We start from the raw sequence: 22,401 nt of genomic DNA on the forward strand, positions 1-22,401 counted from the left end.
GATGCGTTGGCTGCTCACCGTCGGGCGAACGGTCTCCCGGGGACCTCGTTGGCGTGGGGCCTGTGGGCGGAGACCAGCGCACTCTCCGGACACCTCGAGGACGTGGATCTGAAGCGGATGTCGAGGCACGGTCTGCTTCCGTTGTCGACGTCCGAGGCGATGGAACTGTTCGATGCGGCCCCGGCCGCCGGTGAAGCCGTCCTGGGTGTCACCCGCCTCGACGCCGCGGCCCTGCGGCGCCGGTCCGAGGAGCCGCTGCCCATGCTGCGCGGTCTCGTCCCGGCCGTGCCGCGCCGGGCGTCCTCGGGGCGGCACGCGGAGTCGTCCCCGGCGGAGCGGTTGGCGGCGCTGTCGCCGGTCGAGCGGGACGCTGCGCTGGCGGACCTCGTACGGGCGGAGGTGGCCGGTGTACTCGGGCACGCCGACCACACGGCGGTGGACCCCGACAGGGCGTTCCAGGAACTGGGCTTCGACTCGCTCACCGCGGTCGAGCTCCGCAACCGCCTGAACACGGCGACCGGTCTGCGCCTGCCCACCACGCTCGTCTTCGACCACCCCAGCCCGAACGCCCTCGCCGCGCACGTGGCGACCGAGTTCACGGGCCGGTCCGGCGCTACCGGCGGTGGTGCTGCGGCGCCCGCACTCGCTCCCGTCGACGAGCCGATCGCGATCGTGGGGATGGCCTGCCGCTATCCGGGGGGTGTCGGCTCGCCCGAGGACCTGTGGCGGTTGGTCGCCGAGGGCGTGGACGCGGTGACCGAGTTCCCGGTGAACCGCGGGTGGGACGTCGACGACCTCTACGACCCGGACCCGGACCGGACCGGGAAGACCTACACCAAGCGGGGCGGGTTCCTCCACGACGCGGACCGGTTCGACCCGGAGTTCTTCGGGATGTCACCGCGCGAGGCCCTCGCCACCGACCCCCAGCAGCGGCTCCTCCTGCACACCGCCTGGGAGGCGCTGGAGAACGCCGGCATCGTTCCCACCGAACTGCGTGGCAGTCGCACGGGTGTGTTCACCGGTGTCATGTACCACGACTACGGAGTCGGGGCCACCAACGTTCCCGACGACCTGGAGGGTTACCGCGCCGCCGGCATCGCGGGCAGCGTGGCCTCAGGACGGGTGTCCTACACCCTCGGGTGGGAGGGGCCGGCGGTGACGGTGGACACGGCTTGCTCGTCCTCGCTCGTCGCGCTGCACATGGCCGTGAACGCGCTGCGCAGTGGTGAGTGCGATCTGGCGCTCGCCGGCGGTGCCACGGTGATGTCCACGCCGCTGGCGTACGTGGAGTTCTCGCGGCAGCGGGGGTTGTCTGCGGATGGTCGGTGCAAGTCGTTCGCGGCTTCGGCTGATGGGACGGGTTGGTCTGAGGGGGTGGGTTTGTTGTTGGTGGAGCGGTTGTCGGATGCGGTGCGGAATGGGCGTCGGGTGTTGGCGGTGGTTCGGGGTTCTGCGGTGAACCAGGATGGTGCGAGTAATGGTTTGACGGCGCCGAATGGTCCTTCGCAGGAGCGGGTGATTCGGCAGGCGTTGGCTGGTGCGGGGTTGTCGGTTGCGGATGTGGATGTGGTGGAGGCGCACGGTACGGGTACGCGGTTGGGTGATCCGATCGAGGCGCAGGCGTTGCTGAATACCTATGGGCAGGGGCGTGGTGGGGGTCGTCCGTTGTATCTGGGGTCGTTGAAGTCGAACATTGGGCATTCCCAGGCGGCGGCGGGTGTTGGTGGGGTGATCAAGATGGTGGAGGCGTTGCGGCGTGGTGTGCTGCCGAGGACGTTGCACGTGGACGAGCCGTCTCCGCACGTCGACTGGGAGTCGGGTGCGGTGGAGCTGTTGACCGAGGAGAGGGCCTGGCCGGATGCCGGACGCCCGCGCCGCGCCGGGGTGTCCTCGTTCGGCATCAGCGGCACCAACGCGCACGTGATCATCGAGCAGGCTCCCGCAGAGGAGACCGCACAGACCGACGAACCCACCGCCACGCCCCTGCCGGTCATCCCCTGGCTGGTTTCCGGTCGTACGGCCCAGGCGGTGGAGGCTCAGGCGGAACGGCTCGCCGCGTTCGCGGAGTCGCCGGATGCGCCCGATCCGGTGGCGATCGGGCACACACTCGCGTCGAGTCGTGCTGCGTTTGAGCATCGGGCGGTGGTGGTCGGTGGTGATCGGGAGGGGTTGGTGGCCGGGTTGCGGTCGTTGGGTACGGGTGGGTCGACGGCCGGCGTACTGCGGGGTGTGCGGGGTTCCGGTCGTGTTGCGTTTGTGTTTGCGGGGCAGGGTGCGCAGCGGGTGGGGATGGGTCTTGGTTTGTATGGGGCTTTTCCGGTGTTTGCTGGGGCGTTTGATGCGGTGGTGGCGGAGTTGGATCCGTTGTTGGGTGTGTCGTTGCGTGGGGTGATTGAGTCGGGTGTGGGGTTGGATGGGACGGGGTTGACGCAGCCTGCGTTGTTTGCGGTTGAGGTGGCGTTGTTTCGGTTGGTGGAGTCGTGGGGGGTTGTTCCGGATTTTGTTGCGGGGCATTCGGTGGGTGAGTTGGCTGCGGCTCATGTGGCGGGTGTGTTGTCGTTGGGTGATGCTGCGCGGTTGGTGGTGGCGCGTGGGTCGTTGATGGAGGGGTTGCCGTTGGGTGGGGCGATGGTGGCGGTCGAGGCGTCGGAGGAGGAGGTGTTGCCTTTGGTTGAGGGGTGTGGTGGTCGGGTGTCGGTTGCTGCGGTGAATGGTCCTTCGTCGGTGGTGGTTTCGGGGGATGAGGATGCGGTGTCGGCGGTGGTGTCGCAGGTGGAGGTGTTGGGGCGTAGGACGAAGCGGTTGGTGGTGTCGCATGCGTTTCATTCGCCGTTGATGGAGGGGATGTTGGAGGAGTTCGGTCGGGTTGCGGAGGGTGTGGGGTTCGGTGCGCCGGTGATTCCGGTGGTGTCGACGTTGTCGGGTCGTGTGGCTTCGGGTGGGGAGTTGGTCACGGCGGGGTATTGGGTGGATCAGGTGCGTGGTGCGGTGCGTTTCGCGGATGCTGTGCGTACGTTGGAGGCGTCGGGGGTGACGTCGTTCTTGGAGATCGGGCCTGATGGGGTGTTGTCGGGGATGGTTGCCGAGTCGGTGCTTGATCGTGATGTCGTCACTGCTGTTCCGGTGTTGCGTAGGGGTCGTTCGGAGGCGCACACGGTGCTCAGTGCTGTGGGGCGGTTGCATGTTGCGGGGGTGCCGGTTGACTGGTCGGCGTATTTCTCCGCAGCGCGTCCGCGGCGGGTCGACCTTCCCACCTACGCCTTCCAGACCCAGCGGTACTGGCTGGAGTCGACCGGGGCCGCCGTGGACGCGGCAGGTCTGGGGCTGGAGGACACCGGGCACCCACTGCTGGGCGCCGCGGTCACCGTCGCAGGATCCGAAGAGACCCTGTTCACCAGCCGCCTCTCCCTACACACCCACCCCTGGCTCGCCCACCACGCCGTCCAGGACACGCCGGTCCTGTCAGCCGGCTCCCTGGTGGAGTTGCTGATACGCGCCGGCGACGAATTGGGCGCGGCCGTGCTCGACGAACTCACTCTGCGCGCGCCGCTGCCGCTGCCGACGACAGGCGCCGTGCAACTGCAGGTGAGGGCAGGGGAACCGGACGAGTCAGGACGGCGTGCACTCACCGTCCACGCCCGCAGGGAGACTCCGGGGGCGCAGTGGGCGCTGTACGCCGACGGTGTGTTCCGCACCGGCGGCGGCGTCCCGGACACCACGAGCGGAGAACCACGGAATGCTGACGGCACCGATGTGGCGCTCCCGGAAGAACTCGCCCTGCAGGCAGACGCTTTCGGTCTGCATCCTGCGCTGCTCGACACGGTGCTGCTGGGCCACCCGTTCTCCGCTCCGATGGACGGGGTGCTCGTCCCGGTCGTGTGGAGCGGCGTCCGACTGCATGCGACCGGGGCCACCGCGGTACGCGTCCAGCTCGCCGAGACCGGCGAGAACACCGTTGCCGTCCACCTGACGGACACAACCGGTCGGCCCGTACTGAGCGTGGACTCCGTACAGTTCGAGGAAATCGGGTTCGAGGCGTTCGCGGCTCCGGAGGCCGGCGCTGCCGAGCAGGACGCCCCGGTCCGGCCGGCCCGGCCCACGGCGCGGCCCGCCACCGTCCCGGCCGAGTCGCTGGCACAACGCATCGACGGACTGGACGCCCAAGCCCGGCGGCGCACCGTCCTCGAACTGGTCAGGACCGAGGTGGCGGCCGTACTCGGTCACGCCGACGTGCACACCGTGGAGCCCGATCGAGCCTTCCAGGAGCTGGGCTTCGACTCGCTGACCGCCGTCGACCTGCGCAATCGGCTGGGCACCGCCTCCGGAGTCAGGCTCCCCGCGACCCTCGTCTTCGACCACCCCACTCCGGCGGAACTCTCCGCCTACCTGCTGTCGCAGGTGGAGGCCACCGGCGTGGGCGGCTCGGTACTGGACGAACTGGATCGCATCGAATCGGCCGTCGCGGAGATCTCGCAGGACGAAGAAGCCCGCACGGCCGTGTCGGCCAGGCTCCAGGACCTGCTGGCCCGACTCAGTACGACCGGCCGGGGCACCGGTGCACCCGACGAGCCGGAGGGCGAACTGGCCGAGCGCATCGAATCCGCTTCGACGGAAGACCTGTTCGCCTTGATCGACAGCCAACTGGGTGGCGATCCCGTGAGCTGAGCCACCAGCTGCACCGACGTACCCCCACGCCGCCCCGAGGAGAGACTGATCCCGCATGTCGAATGAAGAGAAACTGGTCGAGTACCTGAAGCGCGTCACCGTGGAGCTGCAGCAGGCGCGTCGACGTGTCACCGAACTGGAGGCCGCCGAGGACGAACCCATCGCGATCGTGGGCATGGCCTGCCGCTACCCCGGCGGCATAGCCTCCGCCGACGACCTCTGGCAGCTGGTCGCCGAGGGCCGGGACGCCATCACCCCGTGGCCCTCCGACCGCGGCTGGGACATGGACGGCCTCTACGATCCGGAGCCGGGAAAGCCCGGCAAGTCGTACACCAAGGAGGGCGGTTTCCTCGACGGGGCGACGCACTTCGACGCCGGCTTCTTCGGGATCTCGCCGCGCGAGGCGCAGGCGATGGAGCCGCAGCACCGCGTACTGCTCGAGACCGCTTGGGAGGCCTTCGAGCACGCCGGCATCGATCCCACCGCGCTCAAGGGTTCCAAGACGGGCGTCTTCGTCGGGATCGTGGAGCAGAGCTATCTGGGCCTGGACGGGCCCGAGGAGTTCGAGGGCTACCTCATGACCGGCAAGCTCGGCAGTGTCGCCTCCGGCCGGGTCTCCTACTCGTTCGGCCTGGAAGGGCCAGCCGTCTCGCTCGACACGGCCTGCTCGTCGTCGCTGGTCGCCCTGCACCTGGCGATCCAGTCGCTGCGCTCCGGCGAGACCTCCCTCGCGCTGGCCGGCGGAACCACCGTCAACGGCCATCCGGGCGGTTTCGTCGACTTCTCCCGCCAGGGCGGACTGGCGGTGGACGGGCGCTGCAAGTCCTTCGCCGCAGCTGCCGACGGCACCGGCTGGTCCGAGGGCGTGGGCCTGGTGCTGGTGGAGAAACTCTCCGACGCCCACAAGCACGGGCACCAGGTGCTCGCGGTGATCCGCGGCTCTGCCGTCAACCAGGACGGTGCGAGCAACGGCATCACCGCTCCGAACGGACCCTCACAGGAACGCGTCGTCCGTCAGGCCCTCGCCTCGGCCCGGCTCACCACCGCCGACGTGGACGTCGTCGAGGCCCATGGCACCGGCACCCGGCTCGGCGACCCGATCGAGGCACAGGCGCTGCTCAACACCTACGGCCAGCAGCGTCCCGTCGGACGGCCCCTCCGCCTGGGCTCGTTCAAGTCCAACATCGGCCACACCGTGGCCGCCGCCGGGGTCGGCGGCGTCATCAAGATGGTGCAGGCGTTGCGCCACGGGATGATGCCGAAGACCCTCCACGTCGACCGGCCCACCCCGATGGTCGACTGGACGTCCGGCGCGGTGGAACTGCTCACCGAGGCCCAGCCGTGGCCGGAGCTGGACCGGCCGCGCCGGGCGGCCGTCTCCTCGTTCGGTGTGAGCGGCACCAATGCGCACGTCATCCTCGAGCAGGCGCCGGAGGACCCCGAAGCGGCGGAGGCGTCACCAGCCCCGTCAGCCGCACCGCATCGCGTGCCGTGGGTGTTGTCGGCCCGGTCGCGTGAAGCACTGCGCGGCCAGGCCCGACGGCTGCTGTCGCACGTCGAGGAGAACGACGACGCACGCACACTGGACGTCGCGTACTCGCTGGCCACCACCCGGGCCGCGCTGCCCGAGCGGGCCCTGGTCGTCGCCACCGACCGTGAAGGGCTACTGGACCGGCTCCGGGCTCTGGCCGAGGACCGACCCGCAGCGGGCCTGGTGCGGGGCAGCACCGGTCCGGCGGGCGGGACCGTGTTCCTGTTCCCCGGCCAGGGCTCGCAGTGGATCGGCATGGCCGTGCAACTCCTGGCAGAATCACCTGTGTTCGCCGCCAGCATCGCCGAGTGCGGCGAAGCACTGGCCGAGTTCACCGACTGGTCGCTCGACGACGTGCTGCGCGGCGTCACCGGCGCACCCGACGTGGAGCGGGTCGACGTCGTCCAGCCGGTGCTGTGGGCGGTCATGGTGTCCCTGGCTGCGCTGTGGCGATCCCACGGCGTGGAGCCCGCCGCAGTCATCGGACACTCCCAGGGCGAGATCGCAGCCGCCACGGTGTCCGGTGCGCTCAGCCTCCAGGACGGTGCGCGGGTCGCCGCACTGCGCAGCCAAGCCATCGGCCGGGTCCTGGCGGGCCTCGGCGGCATGGTCTCCGTGGCGCTGGACGCCGAGCGCGTACGCCGCCTGATCGCGCCGTGGGAAGGCCGCATCCAACTGGCCGCCGTCAACGGGCCCACCACCGTGGTGGTTTCCGGTGAGACGGACGCCCTGGACGAGTTCATCGCCCGAGCCGAGGAGACGGGACAGCGAGCGCGACGCATCGACGTGGACTACGCGTCCCACTCGGCCTACGTGGAACTGCTCGAAGAGGAACTGGCCGAACTGCTCGCCCCCGTGAGCCCCCGGCCGGCCGACATCCCCTTCCTGTCGACGGTCACCGGCGCCTGGACCGACGGCACCGACCTCGACGCCGGCTACTGGTACCGGAACCTGCGCCGCACCGTCGAACTGGAACGGGCCGTGCGGACCCTCCTGGACGAGGGGTACGTCACGTTCGTCGAGTGCAGCCCCCACCCCGTGCTGGCCGTCGGCGTCCAGGGCACCATCGAGGCCGCCGGCCGCGACGCCGTGGTCCTCGGATCGCTGCGCCGCGACGAGGGGGGAATGGAGCGCTTCTGGTCCTCGGTGGGCGAGGCGCACGTCCGCGGTACGAGCCCCGACTGGCAGCGGGTGTTCGACGGCACGGGAGCCCGGCGCGTACCGCTCCCCTCCTACGCCTTCCAGCACGAGCGGTACTGGTACGAGGCGGGGGCGGCCGCCCTCGACGCCGCGGGCCTGGGGCTCGGCGGCACCGGGCACCCCCTGCTCGGCGCCGCGGTCACCCTCGCGGGGGACGGCGGCGTCCTGTTCACCAGCCGGATCTCACTGCGCACCCATCCCTGGCTGACCGGGCACACCCTGCACGGTGCTCCCGTCCTGTCCGCGGGCGCACTGGTCGAACTGGCCGTCCGCGCGGGTGACGAGGTCGGTGCCACCGTCCTCGACGAACTCCGCCTCGAAACACCCCTCGTGATCCCGGAACGCGGCGCCGTGCACCTGCAGGTCGCGGTCGGTGCTCCCGACCGCACGGGCAGCCGGAGCATCACCATCCACGCTCGGCCCGACCAGGGCGACGTGCCGTGGACGCCGGTGGCGAGGGGGCGGCTCGGTGTCCGTGCCGCGGCCGAGGCGTTCGACCTGTCCGCCTGGCCGCCGGCCGAGGCCATCCGGTGCGACGCCGAAGACCTCGGAGCCCTCGGCGTCTGGCGCACGGACGACGCCCTGTACGCCGAGGTCCGGCTCCCGGAGCAGATGGCCGCCGACGCCGTCACCCACCTGGTCCACCCGGCCCTGCTCGACGCCGCCCTCCGGCCGGCCACCACCGCGCCGGAGGAGGTGCGGATCGCCGCCGACTGGAGCGGTGTACGGATCCACGCCACGGGCGCGTCCGCCCTGCGGGTGCGGCTCATCCGGATCGACGACGACAGCCTGTCCCTGCACCTGGCCGACCGGAGCGGTCGACCCGTCGCCTCCGCCGAGTCCGTGCACCTGCGGGGCGTGCCGGGGCAGCGGATCGCGGACGCCCGCGACCGCCGCACCGACGCCCTCTTCCGGGTGGACTGGAACCCCCTGGCACTGCCCCCGGTCACATCGGGCGTCGCCTGGGGCGTCCTGGGCGACGACGTGGCGTACGGCACCCCGTGCTTCGCCGACCTGGAGGCGGTCCTGGCCGCGCTGGACTCGGGGACGCACCTGGACGCGGTGCTGGTGCCGTGGACCTCGCCGGGGGCGGGGACCCCGGCGGCCTCCGCGCACACCGCCGCGCACCGGGCGCTGGAACTCGCGCAGCGCTGGCTCGCCGACGAGCGGCTTTCCGGCCCCCGCCTCGTCGTCGTCACCCGAAACGGTGTCGCCACCGGAGCCGAGGACGTCGAGGACCTGGCCGCCGCCGCGGTCTGGGGACTGCTGCGCTCCGCCCAGTCCGAGGCGCCCGAGCGGATCGTGCTGGTCGACGCCGATGCCGGGGAACTGCCCAGGGCCGTGCTCACCGCGCTGGTGGTGTCCGGCGAGGCCCAGGCGGCAGTCCGCGACGGCCAGGTGCGGGTGCCGCGGCTCGCCCGGGTCACCACCGACGACGCCGCCACGCCCACCGGCACCTGGCGCGCGGACGGCACCGTCCTCATCACCGGTGGTACCGGCACGCTCGGCGCGCTCTTCGCCCGCCACCTCGCCGAACACCACGGCGTGCGTCACCTCCTGCTGACCAGCCGCCGCGGTCGGGACGCCGCAGGTGCCGGGGAACTGGCCGCTGAACTGGCCGCGCTCGGCACCGGGGTGACGATCGCCGCATGTGACGCGGCCGACCGTGACGCAGTCGCGGCCGTACTGGCCGCCGTGCCCGCCGACCGGCCGCTCACCGGAGTCGTCCACCTCGCCGGTGTCCTCGACGACGGTCTCGTCCCCGACCAGACCCCCGAGCGCATCGACGCGGTGCTGCGGCCCAAGGCCGACGCGGCCTGGAACCTGCACGACCTGACCCGGGACCTGGACCTGTCGGCTTTCGTACTGTTCTCCTCCATCGCGGGTGTCATCGGGGGTGCGGGCCAGTCCAACTATGCAGCCGCCAACGCCTTCCTGGACGCGCTCGCCCAGCACCGGGCCGCCAGCGGGCTCCCCGCGACCTCCGTGGCGTGGGGCCTGTGGGCGCAGGCCAGCGGCTTGACGGGAGAGCTCGGCGAGGCCGACCTCAGGCGTATCGCCCGCGCCGGTCTCCGGCCCGTCACCTCCGAACAGGGACCGGCGATCCTCGACGCGGCGCTGGCACACGGAAGCCCCGCGCTCGTCGCCACGCCACTGGACGTGACGGCCCTGCGGGAGAACGCGACACAGGCGCCACTGCTGCTGACCGCCCTGGCCCGGACCTCAGGCCGTCGCACGGCACGCAACGCCGACGTCGCCGCAGGGGACCCGGCGCAGATACTTGCCGGGCTGTCCGCGGACGAGCAGACGGGCTACCTGGTCGACCTACTGCGGGCCGAGATGGGTGCAGTGCTCGGCCACCCGGATCCGGGCGCGATCCCCGTCGACCAGCCGTTCCCCGGGCTCGGCCTCGACTCGCTGACGTCCGTGGAGCTGAGGAACCGCCTGAACGCCGTCACGGGGGCCAAGCTGCCCGCCACCCTGGTCTTCGACCACCCCACGCCGGCGGCCCTCGCCGCACACCTACGGACGGTGCTGCTGGACGGGCCGGTGGGCGACACCGAGGGCGGGGCAGCCGTGGACTTCGCCGCGGACGTGGCGCTGCCCGACGACATCGTCGCCACGGAGAAGGTGATCCGCGTGGCCGACGACCCTTCCGAGGTGCTGCTGACCGGAGCCACCGGCTTCCTCGGGGCGTTCCTGCTGCGCGACCTGCTGCGCACCACCAGAGCCACCGTCCACGTCCTGGTCCGGGGTGCGGACCAGGACGACGCCGTGGCCCGACTGCACGCCAACCTCGAGTGGTACCGGCTGGGGGCGGACATCGACCACACCCGGGTGCGGGTGCTCGTCGGCGACCTCGGCGAGCCCCGTCTCGGCCTCAGCGAGAAGGAGTACGACCGGCTGGCGCGCTCCGTCGACGTGGTCTACCACCCCGGGGCGACGGTGAACTGGATCCACCCCTACCCCCGACTGAGGGCGGCCAACGTCGGCGGCACCGTGGAGATCCTGCGCCTCGCGGCCGCCCACCGGACCGTGCCGGTGCACTACGTTTCCACCACCGGTGTCTTCTCCGGGGCCGCCGACGAGGGCCGGGCCCTGAAGCCCACCGACCGTGTCGGGCCGCCCGAGTCACTGCCCACCGGGTACGTGCAGAGCAAGTGGGTGGCCGAGCAGATCATCGAGGAGGCGCGGCGAAGGGGACTGCCCGTGTCGGTCTACCGCGTGGACGTCATCTCCGGTGACCAGGTCAACGGTGCCTGTCAGACCCGGGACTTCGTCTGGCTCAGCCTGAAGGGACTGCTTCAGGCCGGTGCCGTGCCCGAGGGACTCGCCGGACCGCTCCACCTGCTGCCGGTGGACTACGTCAGCGCCGCCATCCTCGCCATCTCGGACAACGAGTCCGGCGTGGGCCGCACCTACCACCTCTACAACCCCGACGAATTCAGCTTCGCCGCAGCTGTGGAGCAGCTGCGGGCGGCCGGCCACCGGCTCGACGAAATGGACCGGGAGACGTGGCTCCGGCAGGTGAAGGCAGACAGCGACAACGCGATGGTGCCCCTTCTCGACGCCTTCGAAATGGTGATGTCGGACAGCAGTGGCTTCTATCCGCCCATGGACGTCACCGATACGGTGGCGGCGCTCGAGGGGAGCGGGGTGGAATGCCCCCCGATCACAGAAGAACTGTTCTCCAAGTACGTCAAGTTCTTCGTGTCCGCCGGATATTTCGCGAAGGCCGAGCGGGAACTGGTGCTGGGGACGACGTGACCTGACGCAGAGCGATCGGGCTGAGATGAGACGTGGCTCATCTCAGCCCGCGGTCTCGAGTTGCCGTCGAGGGTTTCTCGAGGGGCTCCCAATACCCTCGCTGATCGGACGACCCGTGTAGTGGAACGAATGAGGTGTTGTGATGGCGGGCGACAGCAAGACGTCGGTGGCGGTCCTTGGACTGGGCAAGATGGGACAGGCTCTGGCCGGTACCTTCCTTGCCGCCGGGCACCCCACCACGGTGTGGAACCGAACGGCAGGCAAGGCCGACGGACTCGTCGCGGAGGGGGCCGTGAGCGCCGCCACCGTTGCCGAGGCCGTCGCGGGCAGCGAGCTCGTGGTCATCTGCGTCGCCACCTATGCGAACGTGACCGAACTGCTCGCCCCGCTCGGCGGTGAACTCTCCGGTAAGGTGTTGGTCAACCTCACCACCGGTACCCCGGAGGACGCCCGCACGACGAGCAGTTGGGCCTCGGGTCACGGCATCGCGTACCTGGACGGTGCGATCATGGCGATTCCCCAGGGCATCGGCGAGGCGCACACCCTGCTGTTCTACGGTGGTTCGAAGGAAGCCTTCGACACCCACGAGGAGACCCTCAAGACGCTGGGAGGCGCTTCGGTCTACCTGAGCGACGACCCGGGCGTGCCGCTGATCTACGATCTCGCCCTGCTGGGTCTGCTCTGGACGACCCTGGCCGGCGTCACCCACGCGTTCGCCCTCGTCGGCACGGAGAAGGTGAAGGCGGAGGCGTTCCTGCCGTTCGCGGAGGCATGGCTGACGCACGTGGCCTTGCCTGCGATTCCCGGCATGGCTTCGGAGACCGACCGCGGTGAGTACACCACCGAGATCTCCAGCCTGGACATCAACAAGGCCGGTATCGCCCACCTCATCCAGGCCAGCAAGGCGCAGGGCATCGGTGTCGAGGCGCTCACCGGGGTCCAGGAACTGATCGACCGTCGTGTCGCGGACGGATTCGGAACCGACAGCCTCGCCGCCCTGGTCGAGGTCATCAGGAACCCGAAGAAGTAACGGCCTTCCTCGCCAGCTCCGGCCGGGCGAGGAAGGCCGGTGCGCCCGGTGTCCCCGAGGGACACCGGGCGCACCGCTTTTCGCGTGCCCATCGCCCGGCCATCCGCCGGTCACGGATGACCGGATTCCGACGATTACCCGTCGGTGACCCGTGAGATGACGGCCGGAAACTTTCGGCCCGTAACATTCCAGGCTGTCGGCACATTTCTCTTGTGCGCCGAATCGGAGACCGCCGAACCCTGAATGCACAGGTTGTCTGGCGTCTCGTCCCGGAAATCCCCGACTGATTTCCGGATTCGTGTGGAAGTCGCTGTCTGTTGTCACGTCCGCACCTTCGGATACGTGCGACAGGACGGCTTGAGAGGAGACTGGAATGAGCACCAACAGCATCGATGTCAGCCGCATCCTGGAGTCGGTGAAGGCGGCGGTGCCGCAGCTCCGGGAGAACGGTCCCGAGGCCGAGGAACGTCGTTGGATACCGCAGGAGAACATCGACCTGCTGGACAAGGCGGATGTGTTCCGCATGGCGGTTCCCCAGCGCTTCGGCGGCCTGGACCTTCCGGTGGCCGACCAGTACGCGGTGCTCACCGAGATCGCCCGGGGCTGTGGTTCCACCGCCTGGGCCGCCGTGGCCTGGGTCTCGACCGCCTGGATGATCACGCAGTTCCCGGACCAGGCGCAGGAGGAGGTCTTCGCCGGGGGCTCCGTCCGCGTCTCCGGTGGCTTCACCCCGAGCGCCACCCTGGTGCCGACCGAAGGCGGTTACCTCCTCAACGGCAGCTGGCGCTTCAACACCGGCTGCCGCGGCGCGGACTGGGACATGCTCGCGGCGATTCTGACGCACCCCGATGGCACCGAGGAAGAGGTCTACGCCGTCGTTCCGATGAGGGAACTGTCCATCGCAGACGACTGGTTCGTGTCCGCGGCCAGCGCCACGGGCAGCTCCACGACGACCGCGAAGGACGTCTTCGTGCCCAAGCACCGTGTGGCCGGCGGTGAAGAAGCGCTCCTCGGCACGACGGGCGACCGCTCCAACACCGGTGCCACCGGACGCAACTACGCGCTCATGGGCTTCGTGATGACCGAATCCATCGCCGTCTACCTCGGCATGGCGCAAGCCGCGTACGAGCTGTTCGTCGAGCGGCTGCCCGGCAAGCCCATCTCGTACACCAACTGGACCGAACAGAGCGAGCACCCGCTCACCCAGATCCTCGTCGCCACGGCCTCCAACAAGATCTCTGCTGCGCGCGCGCTGACCGACACGATTCTCGAACTGCTCCAGCGCCATGCGGACGAGGGAGAGCAGCCCTCCTTCGAGGAGAAGGCGATCGTGCGGGGCCAGTGCGGGTTCGCCCTCCAGCTCCTCAAGGAAGCCGTCGAAGCACTCCACTCCATCAGCGGCGCGTCGGCCCTCGCCCGTCGCTCCCACTTCCAGCGTTTCTACCGGGACATCGAGGGACTGTCCCAGCACGCCATGATGACGCCGCCCAACAACCTCGAGGTGCAGGGACGCGTCCTGCTCGGGCTGGATCCCGGTACCTATCTCCTGTGACGCCCACTGGCCACTGCGAACCCGAGATCGACGAGCACCCAGTCGCTCACGCCGTCACCACCGACACCAGACGGGCCAAGGAGCCATCATGACCTCCGACCAGCACATACCAGGCCAGAAGGGCTCGTTGAGACCGAGCCGCAGGTCGATCATCAAGGCGGCCGGTGCCACTGCGCTCGCCACCTCCCTCGGATTCGCCACCGCCGGGCACGCCGCGGCCGAGGACGACATTGCCGCCACCCGGGACGTCCTGATCGTCGGTGCCGGCTTCGCGGGCATCACCGCCGCGCGCGAACTACGCAGCCGGTTCCCGAAGCTGAAGATCCAGATCCTGGAGGCGCGTGACCGCATCGGCGGTCGCACGTGGACCAGGGCGTTCGCCGGTGAGCAGGTCGAGCTGGGCGGTACCTGGGTCGACCCGAAGCAACGGAACATCTGGCGCGAGGTCCAGCGGTACAAGCTCGAGCTGACGGAGGACGCGGGCCCCACCCGTGCGATCTTCCCGGCCAACGGGGGCTTCGCCAGTTTCGCTCCGGAAGAAGCGTTCGCCCGACAGGCCGAACTGCTCACTCCGCTCTTCGACGGTTCGCAGCAGTACTTCGAGCGGCCCTATGAGCCCTTCTACCGCGAGGACCTGCTGAACCCCATAGACCGGATGTCGCTGCGCGACAAGCTCGACCAGCTGAAGTACTCCGCGGCGGACGAAGCCTGGGTCAGCGCGACCACAGGTGGCTACGCCGGCTCTTCCACGACGGGCTCGCTCTCGCAGCTCGCCCAGTGGTGGGCGCTCTCCGGCTGGAACTACGAGGGCTACCTCAGCGTCAACACCTGGCGGCCGAAGGTGGGCACGGCCGGACTGCTCAAGGCCATGCTGGCCGACGCCGACGCGACACTGCGGCTGAACACCCCGGTCACCCAGATCGCGGACGATGGGAAGAGGGTGTTCGTCCGGACGGCCGCCGGGCAGACCTACACCGCCCGCTCGGTCGTCGTCGCCGTCCCGGCGAACGTCTGGAACACCATCAAGTTCTCCAGTCTGCCGTCGGAGTTCGGTGCGCTGTCCACCGCCGGGATGGGTGTCCGAACCGCCAAGAAGGCCGTGGTCCACGTCACGGGCAAGGACCTCGGTCGGTTCTACGCCGAGGCACCGGAAGGATCGCCGATCTCACTCGTGGTGCCCTTCTCGGAGCGCTCCGACGGCAACATCATCATCACGTTCAGCGTCGACCCGAACCTGGACGTGAACAGCACCGCCCAAATGCAGACCGCTCTCCGCGGGTTCGTCCCGGACCTCAACGTCGTATCGGTCCTCGGCCAGAACTGGGGCGGAGCCAACTACTCCCTGGGCGGCTGGTCCTTCCGCAAGCCGGGCCAGCTCACCGGACCGCTGCGCACCGTGCAGCGCCGCCAAGGGCTGATCACCTTCGCAACCAGCGACATCGCAAGCGGCTGGAACGGCTTCATGGACGGCGCCATCGAGTCGGGCTCGGCTGCCGCGGTGCAGACCGCGGAGGCACTGGGCCTCGCCTGACCGGTGGAGACGGGGCGGTGCCGCCGTCTCCACCACAGCCCCAACCCCAACCCCTTCCGGACTCCCTCCAGTGAGAGAAGGAACGACACCATGACCACCGCAGACGACCTGACCAACCTGGTGCTCACGAACGACGTGGAGCAGCAGAACCAAGCCTTCATCGACGCCTTCAACTCCGGTGACGGTGCCATCTTCGACTCGCTCTACCGTGATGACGCCATCTCCAACCTCACGGGCAAGCCCCTCACCGGTGCTGAGCGCCGGCAGGGCATCATCGACCTGCTGAAGACCGGGCCGAAGCTCAACTCGCGCGTCCTGCACAACTACGTCGCCGGTGACGTGTCGTTGGTGTTCGTCGAGTTCGAGCTGGAGATCACCAACGAGCAGGGCGAGCACCAGAAGATCAACGGGACCTGCACCGATGTGATGCGGCGTGTCGACGCGGATCGCTGGATCATGGCGGTCGACCGTCCGCTGGCGGAGGAACTCCCCACCAAGTAGGTCTCCTGCGAAGGGTCTGCGGGCAGGAACGCGCGGCGTTCCTGCCCGCAGGTGGCGTCCCGGGGGCCCGTGCCGTGCCGTGCCCCACCGCGGGCGAGCGGGTTTGGGCGCGGCTCCCCGGCAGACCGGGTCTGCCCCCGGCGCACTCCCGGCGGGTGCCCGGGGACGTTCGGACCCATGGACGAAGGAGGCCGCAGCGCGTTGCTGCGGCCTCCTTCGGTGTGTCCGGGTCAGTGGGCCCCAACCGCACGGACACCGGCCCCGCGGAGCTCGATCTCGAAGGCCGTTCGGCCTCCCTGGATTCCGGTGACGCGGACCGTTGACGCCTCCGCGGCCCGTGCCGTCACGGTGGCCTCGATCCAGCACGGCTCGTCGAACTCGACGTACGACATGTACCGGCTCCGCATCACGGCCGGCACGAACGTGCCGGGGCGTGTCAGCGATTCGACCGCCTGACAGGCAGCTTCCACCAGGACGAGTCCCGGGACGTGATCGACACGGTGGTCGAACAGGGTACGGTTCTCCGCGACGTTCCGCAGCTGCCACCGGAGCGGAACGTCGGTCGGGGAGATCACCACCTCGGATGCGGACCTGCGTCCCACGAGCGAGGGAGCTGCGGGGCCGGGCAACGGCCACTCACCCCAATCCACGACGAGGTGGTCCCCGCGGATCCTGCGGTAGGCCACGGGACTGATCCAGCCGAACTCGGAGTCGGCACGGATGACGGTACGGCCGTCGTGGCGGACCGTGAAGTCGATGGCACGCCCGCTGGTCGTGGCTGAACGCCCCTTCCCTGCACAAACGATGTCGACTGAAAGGACGGTCGGTTTGTTCCTGGGGTTGAAGATGGACGGATCGGCCGTGTAGTTGAGCGTCTTGAGCAGGGTCTGGTGACTGAGCGGCACGCCGAGTTCGGCGTGGGCTATGACGAGTCCGGCCTGACGAACCGTCTGGGGAACCAGCATCGGTGTGATGTACGGGCTGCCCTGTTCATCGGGCCATTCCACGGTGACGGAGTAGCTGTCGGGACCCGTCCTACACCATTTTCGCGCGAGGACCGCGGTCTCGTCGTGCAGATGGACGTACTCCTTGGGCGCAGCCTCGCCCAAGGAGACGCTGGATAAAGTACAGGCATGCGCATGGAACGAGCTAAGCGTCATGTCCCCCCCTGGGACGCCAGACTTACGTGTGCTCGGTAGACTTTAAAATACCAACTCACCGGTCTTTTTCCAAGACACTCCACCTCTTAAGGGGGCACTTCTCCATGGTCCAGCAGGAGCGGGCGACGCAGACCAGGCGTCAGATTCTGGGAGCGGCGGGTGAAGTGTTCAGTGAGTTCGGGTACGAAGCGGCAACCATCGCGGAGATCCTCGAGAGGGCGGGTGTCACGCGCGGAGCGTTGTACTTCCACTTCTGCTCCAAGGAAGACCTCGCGCGCGGTGTGCTCGGAGAGGCGGTGACCCTCGCGGGTGTCCGGCCGTGTGCACTGAAGCTCCAAGAGCTGGTGGACGCGGCACTGCTGTTGGCCCATCGCCTGCCCAGGGAGCCCTTGCTGCGGGCGGCGAACCGGCTGGCCCTCGACGTACGGGCGCGCGCGCTGCTCGGCACCAGGTGGCCGGAGTGGATCGAAGTGATCCATGGGCTGCTCGTGGAGGCGAAGGCGCGCGGTGAGACGCTGCCGCACATCAAACCCGACGAGGTCGCACGGGTGCTGGTGGGGTCCTGGACCGGAGTGCAGCAACTCGCGGAGGCGGTGCAGGTCGACCGCACGCTGGTGGAGGAGACCTGCGTGCTCTTCCGGATGCTGCTGCCGAGCGTCGCGTCACCGGTCGTGCTGGCCCAACTCGATCTCTCCGCGGACCGGCCACTGGGGTTGGTCGAGCCCCGGCCGGAACTGCCCGTGTAGCGCGCGCCGGCCCGCGGAACGAACGGGATGAACGCCGAAAACCGACTGAATGGTTTATTGTTCGAGTAGTTGCAACACCCTGAAGCGGGTTCCGAGAGGCTCGGCTCAGCGTGTGGCCCAGGGGGGGTACGGACATGGTCATTGAGCACGTGCACGATGAGGGTCCAGGGACGGTGGAGCAGGACGTCGTCGCCGATCTCGCCCCGGTGGTCTTCGCCTCGCTGCCCCGGGCGGACCAGCGGGCGAAGGCGGAGCGGTACGTGCGCAGCCTGCTGGCCGCTGACGGACGCAAGACCCTGCGCAGTGTGGCCGCCCAGTTCGGCGGCTTGTCCGCCCGGCAGAGCGTGCACCACTTCATCAGTGGGTCGTCGTGGGAGTGGTCGTCCGTTCGCCACGCCCTGGCACGCAGGGCCGCCGAGCTCTCCGGGGCGTACGCCTGGGTCGTCCGCCCCCTGTTCATACCGAAGTCCGGATCCCACTCGATCGGCGTGGAGCATCAGTGGGTGCCCCCGTTGGGTAAGACGTCCACCGGCCAACTCGCCTTCGGGCTCTGGCTGGTCGGCGAGAGCGCGAACGTACCGGTCAACTGGCGCATCTTCCTCCCCGAACGGTGGTTGGAGGACGCCGAGCGCCGAACCCGGTCCAGCATTCCCGCCAGGATCGCCCCCGCGAGCTGGGAGGACTGTGCGCGGAGCCTGCTCCGTGGCTTCGACAGGCAAGGGACGCAGAGGCCACTCGTGCTGGACGCTCCCGGGCTCGATCCCGAAGTGTGCGCGGAGGGCTTCGCGGGCGTCGGCGCGCCGTTGCTGATCCGGGTCAGCCCCACTCTCAAGCTCCCGGTGAACACCGCCATACTTCCCGGCTACAGTGCCCGCGAGTTGCCTGCAGGCCAACTCATCCACTCGCTGAAGGAGTTATGGCGCCGGACGAGTACTTCGGAAACGGAAGCCGGACGCTCGTCCCGAGGTATAGCGGCCGTCGTCCCCGTGCTGCTTGGCCGACGCCCGATGCGCCTGGTAGCCGAGTGGCAGGAGGACGAGCGGCAGCCGGACCGGCTCTGGCTCACCGACTCGACGGAGGCCACGGTGGGCCTTCTGGTGCGGGCGGCCCGCCAGGCGGACGTCGTGGAGGCCGACTTCCGCCGCGTCTCGGAGCGGGTCGGGGTCCGGGACTTCGCCGGGCGCTCGTTCCAGGGCTGGCACCGGCACATCACCCTCGCCTCGGTGGCGCATCTGGCGGCTGTGCTCTCCGAGGCCCCCGCGAGGCTCAGCGGCGGCACAGGACCACAGCGCTAGGAACCGGTCGCGCCGACGAGTTGGTGGAAGTCGCGCTGGTAGTACACCAGCGGGGCACCCTCGCCGGTGTCGGCGTCAAGGACCTCGCCGATGAGGATCAGGTGGTCACCCGCCGGTATGCGGCGGTCCGTTCGGCATTCCAGCCGGGCCAGCGCCCGGGGGAGCAAGGGCAGTCCGGTGGGCGAGAGGCTGACGCCCAGTCCGGTGAACTTGTCCGGTGACTTGCGGGCGAAGCGCCCGGCGAGGTCCTGCTGTCCATGTGCGAGGAGATGTACGACGAAGCCGGACGACTGGTCGAACGCCTCGCGGCAGGTGGCCTTGTTGTCCAGGCACACCAGTACCAGGGCCGGATCGAGGGAGACGGACGAGAAGGCGCTCGCGGTGAAACCGTGATGCCCTCCCGCCGGGTCCGCCGTCGTCACCACGGTGACTCCGCTGGCCCAGCGGCCCAGGGCGGTGCGGAAGAGGTCTGGGGAGATCGATTGTGTGAGCACCCTGCCATGTTGGGCGAACCACCTCGAAAGTGGGTCGAGGTGACTTCTGAACCCTCGTAGTTGTTCGATCCACCAAGAAAAAACTGACCGATCGGTAATGTGACACTCTCCGGGCGTGCCGATGGGAATTCCCGTCGGCACCTGCCTACCGTGGGGTCAATCCAGTCGATGACGCGACTCGGGTACGCAAGTACCCGGAACGGGAGCGTGTGCAGTGCGGTTCAACCTCATCGGCCCATTCGAGATCGTCACCGACGACGGCAGGGCCCACCGGGTCAGCACTCCGAAGGTCTGTCAGACGCTCGCGCTGCTCCTCACGCGGCCGAACGAGGTCGTCACATCGGACGCCCTCATCCAGGAGCTGTGGGGTGACAACCCGCCGCGCAGCGCGCAGACCACTCTCCAGACGTACGTCTACCACGCCCGCCGGATGCTGGTGAGCGAGTGCGCGGTGAACGTCGACCGGCAGGTCCTCGTTACCAGGTCCCCCGGGTACCTGGCCCAGGTGGGGGCGGACGAGGTGGACGTCATGATCCTCGAACGCCTCGTGGCGAAGGCCCAGTCGGAGCTTGACGAGGGTGCCGCCGCGAGTGCTCTCGCAGGGCTGCGGGAGGCACTCGCCCTGTGGCGCGGGCCTGTCCTCTCCAACGTTCGCGCGGGAGAGGTGCTCGCCGGCCGCATCGCCCACATCGAAGAGATCCACATCCGGGCATTGGAGCTGCGCGTCCAGGCGGAACTACGGCTGGGTCGCCACCGCGAGGTCATCCCCGAACTGCGCATGCTGGTCCACGACTACCCTCTCAACGAGTGGTTCCACGGCCAGCTCATGCACGCGCTCTCCCGGGCGGGCCGGCGCTCCGAGGCGCTCCAGGTCTACCAGAACCTCCGCAGGCTCCTGGACGACGAACTCGGTCTCGAACCATCGCCCGAGGTGCGGTTGATCCATCGTGAGGTGCTCGACCCCGCGCCCCTGGAGCCCGCGGATGCGCCCGGCGCGGTGGGGCGAAGCGGCGCCTCCGTGGCGTCCTTGTGGAACGTTCCGCTCGCGGGTTGAGCGCCGGCCCGCTACCGACGCGTCCGGGGCTTCCCGGGGAACCGCGACGTTGTCCCAGCCGCACAAGTACGCGATAAAACAACCGGACGATCGGTTTCTTCCGTATCCCGCTCAGCCTCTGGACGGAAAATCCCCCTGCATGACAGGAGTTGACTCAGGCATGTCCCCGACGGCCCAGATCGGTGTCACCGGCCTCGCGGTGATGGGGCGCAACCTCGCCCGGAACCTCGCCCGCAATGACTACACCGTGGCCGTTCACAACCGTTCGACGGACGTGACGAGCGCCTTCGTCGACGAGTTCGGCGCCGAGGGTGCCTTCATCCCCGCAACGAGTGCGAAGGGCCTGGTCGACTCGCTCGATCGGCCGCGTCGGCTCCTGGTGATGGTGAAGGCCGGCGAGCCCACCGATGCCGTTATCACCGAGTTCGCTCGTTTCCTCGAGCCCGGGGACGTCGTCATCGACGGCGGCAACGCCCACTTCGCCGACACCCGGCGCCGCGAAGCCCGGTTGCACGAGCAGGGCATCCACTTCATCGGCGCCGGTATCTCGGGCGGAGAGGAGGGTGCCCTCCACGGGCCGAGCATCATGCCGGGAGGATCCGAAGAGGCGTACCGGGCGGTGGGCGCGCTGCTCGAGAAGATCGCCGCGCGCACCCCGGACGGGAGCCCCGCCGTGGCCCACATCGGACCGGACGGCGCCGGCCACTTCGTGAAGATGGTGCACAACGGCATCGAGTACGCCGACATGCAGCTCATCGCCGAGGCCTACGACTTGCTCCGGCATGTTGCCGGCCACCAGCCGGATGCCATCGCCGAGATCTTCGGCCGCTGGAGCGCGGGCCGACTCGACGCCTACCTCACCGAGATGACCGGCGAGGTCCTCGCCCACACCGATGTCGCCACAGGCCGGCCCTTCGTCGACATCGTGGCTGATGAAGCGGGACAGAAGGGCACTGGACGCTGGACCGTTCAGACGGCACTGGATCTCGGCGTACCCGTCTCCGGCATCGCGGAGGCGGTGTTCAGCCGAGCCCTGTCCGGACTCGCCGACCAACGCAGGGCCGCCCGCATCCTGCCGGGTCCCGTCCGGACGCAACTCCACACCAGCGACGTCGAGCGGTTCACGCAACAGGTGGAGCAGGCGCTGTACGCGTCCAAGGTCGTCGCCTACGCGCAGGGTTGGCACATGATCAGGACCGCCAGCGACGAATTCGGCTGGCATATCGATCTCGGCACCGTTGCCGGTATCTGGCGGGCCGGCTCCATCGTCCGAGCGTCCTTCCTCGATCGCATCGCCGGCGCCTACACGAAGAACCCCCACCTGCCCGGACTGCTCGCCGACGAGGAGTTCGCGCGCGAGATCGCCGCCGCGCAGTACGGCTGGCGCACGGTGGTCGCCGCGGCCGCACGCGACGGAGTACCCGCGCCCGGCTTCGCCGCAGCCCTCGCGTACTACGACTCGCTGCGCGCGGAACGGCTTCCCACCGCGCTCGTCCAAGGCCAGCGCGACTACTTCGGTGCCCACACGTACCGCCGGGTCGACCGGGACGGCGCCTTCCACACCACATGGTCCGCGGACCGCAGTGAGCATCGCACCGGCTGACTCCGAGCCCTTCTGCCCCGCTCAAGGAAAGAGGACCACCATGACCGCTCCCTCCGCCGGACTCGACGCGCTCTACGCGGACATCCTGCGGCGCAATCCCGGTGAGCCGGAGTTCCACCAGGCCGTGCGCGAAGTGCTGGAGACGCTCGCGCCCGTGATCGGTCTGCGGCCCGACCTCCGCGAGGCCAAGGTGGTCGAGCGGTTGGCCGAGCCGGAGCGACAGGTCATTTTCCGTGTGCCGTGGCAGGACGACAGAGGTGAGGTCCACGTC

Annotated in this window: 12 protein-coding genes and 1 pseudogene; 11 read left to right on the forward strand and 2 right to left on the reverse strand. The window is 69.4% G+C overall.

Annotated features, from left to right (window positions below; genetic code table 11):
* The 6 genes from ACFXOM_RS35270 to ACFXOM_RS35295 all read left to right on the forward strand — a co-directional run.
* Positions 1-4,665 (forward strand): beta-ketoacyl synthase N-terminal-like domain-containing protein (locus ACFXOM_RS35270; RefSeq protein ID WP_385041549.1); only part of this gene is annotated, 4,665 nt, incomplete at its 5' end.
* A 55-nt stretch (positions 4,666-4,720) separates the two neighbouring features.
* A complete protein-coding gene (locus tag ACFXOM_RS35275; protein WP_385041552.1) occupies positions 4,721-11,164 on the forward strand; it encodes a thioester reductase domain-containing protein in 6,444 nt (2,147 codons plus the stop codon).
* Positions 11,165-11,306: 142 nt separating this feature from the next.
* On the forward strand, positions 11,307-12,194 hold the full coding sequence (locus tag ACFXOM_RS35280) for an NAD(P)-dependent oxidoreductase (RefSeq protein WP_384943000.1): 888 nt from the start codon (positions 11,307-11,309) through the stop codon (positions 12,192-12,194).
* A gap of 373 nt (positions 12,195-12,567) precedes the next feature.
* Positions 12,568-13,746: an acyl-CoA dehydrogenase family protein gene (locus ACFXOM_RS35285; protein ID WP_384943002.1), complete on the forward strand. Its 1,179-nt coding sequence runs from the start codon at positions 12,568-12,570 to the stop codon at positions 13,744-13,746.
* A gap of 88 nt (positions 13,747-13,834) precedes the next feature.
* Positions 13,835-15,277 (forward strand): FAD-dependent oxidoreductase, encoded by a 1,443-nt coding sequence (locus ACFXOM_RS35290; protein ID WP_384949165.1) that lies wholly within the window; start codon positions 13,835-13,837, stop codon positions 15,275-15,277.
* A gap of 90 nt (positions 15,278-15,367) precedes the next feature.
* On the forward strand, positions 15,368-15,778 hold the full coding sequence (locus ACFXOM_RS35295; RefSeq protein WP_384943006.1) for a YybH family protein: 411 nt from the start codon (positions 15,368-15,370) through the stop codon (positions 15,776-15,778).
* 230 nt (positions 15,779-16,008) lie between these two features.
* Here the strand turns inward: ACFXOM_RS35295 and ACFXOM_RS35300 are convergent, their stop codons facing one another.
* A complete protein-coding gene (locus tag ACFXOM_RS35300; protein ID WP_385041555.1) occupies positions 16,009-16,887 on the reverse strand; it encodes a ScbA/BarX family gamma-butyrolactone biosynthesis protein in 879 nt (292 codons plus the stop codon).
* Between the two features lie 155 nt (positions 16,888-17,042).
* Here ACFXOM_RS35300 and ACFXOM_RS35305 point away from each other — a divergent pair, with 155 nt between their 5' ends.
* On the forward strand, positions 17,043-17,684 hold the full coding sequence (locus ACFXOM_RS35305; protein ID WP_384943010.1) for a ScbR family autoregulator-binding transcription factor: 642 nt from the start codon (positions 17,043-17,045) through the stop codon (positions 17,682-17,684).
* Positions 17,685-17,818: 134 nt separating this feature from the next.
* Positions 17,819-18,979, forward strand: a complete 1,161-nt coding sequence (locus ACFXOM_RS35310) for an IS701 family transposase (protein WP_384943012.1) — start codon at positions 17,819-17,821, stop codon at positions 18,977-18,979.
* Here ACFXOM_RS35310 and ACFXOM_RS35315 read toward each other — a convergent pair.
* Positions 18,976-19,473, reverse strand: coding sequence for a flavin reductase family protein (locus ACFXOM_RS35315; protein ID WP_384943014.1), 498 nt, complete (start codon positions 19,471-19,473; stop codon positions 18,976-18,978). The genes ACFXOM_RS35310 and ACFXOM_RS35315 overlap by 4 nt on opposite strands.
* A gap of 214 nt (positions 19,474-19,687) precedes the next feature.
* Between ACFXOM_RS35315 and ACFXOM_RS35320 the strand changes: the two genes are divergently transcribed.
* The 3 genes and pseudogenes from ACFXOM_RS35320 to ACFXOM_RS35330 all read left to right on the forward strand — a co-directional run.
* Positions 19,688-20,527, forward strand: coding sequence for a BTAD domain-containing putative transcriptional regulator (locus ACFXOM_RS35320; protein ID WP_384943016.1), 840 nt, complete (start codon positions 19,688-19,690; stop codon positions 20,525-20,527).
* A 160-nt stretch (positions 20,528-20,687) separates the two neighbouring features.
* Positions 20,688-22,130 (forward strand): NADP-dependent phosphogluconate dehydrogenase, encoded by a 1,443-nt coding sequence (gndA, locus tag ACFXOM_RS35325; RefSeq protein ID WP_385041558.1) that lies wholly within the window; start codon positions 20,688-20,690, stop codon positions 22,128-22,130.
* Between the two features lie 40 nt (positions 22,131-22,170).
* Positions 22,171-22,401 (forward strand): annotated as a pseudogene (locus tag ACFXOM_RS35330) (glutamate dehydrogenase); the annotation flags it as partial.

Origin of the sequence: Streptomyces sp. NPDC059169, assembly GCF_042755225.1 — a bacterium.
Classification (GTDB): Bacteria; Actinomycetota; Actinomycetes; order Streptomycetales; family Streptomycetaceae; genus Streptomyces.

Excerpts from the sequence above, each read along its gene's own strand:
- ACFXOM_RS35275 (WP_385041552.1), top strand. The coding sequence starts at position 4,721 with ATGTCGAATGAAGAGAAACTGGTCGAGTACCTGAAGCGCGTCACCGTG.
- ACFXOM_RS35280 (WP_384943000.1), top strand. The coding sequence starts at position 11,307 with ATGGCGGGCGACAGCAAGACGTCGGTGGCGGTCCTTGGACTGGGCAAG.
- ACFXOM_RS35285 (WP_384943002.1), top strand. The coding sequence starts at position 12,568 with ATGAGCACCAACAGCATCGATGTCAGCCGCATCCTGGAGTCGGTGAAG.
- ACFXOM_RS35290 (WP_384949165.1), top strand. The coding sequence starts at position 13,835 with ATGACCTCCGACCAGCACATACCAGGCCAGAAGGGCTCGTTGAGACCG.
- ACFXOM_RS35295 (WP_384943006.1), top strand. The coding sequence starts at position 15,368 with ATGACCACCGCAGACGACCTGACCAACCTGGTGCTCACGAACGACGTG.
- ACFXOM_RS35305 (WP_384943010.1), top strand. The coding sequence starts at position 17,043 with ATGGTCCAGCAGGAGCGGGCGACGCAGACCAGGCGTCAGATTCTGGGA.
- ACFXOM_RS35310 (WP_384943012.1), top strand. The coding sequence starts at position 17,819 with ATGGTCATTGAGCACGTGCACGATGAGGGTCCAGGGACGGTGGAGCAG.
- gndA (WP_385041558.1), top strand. The coding sequence starts at position 20,688 with ATGTCCCCGACGGCCCAGATCGGTGTCACCGGCCTCGCGGTGATGGGG.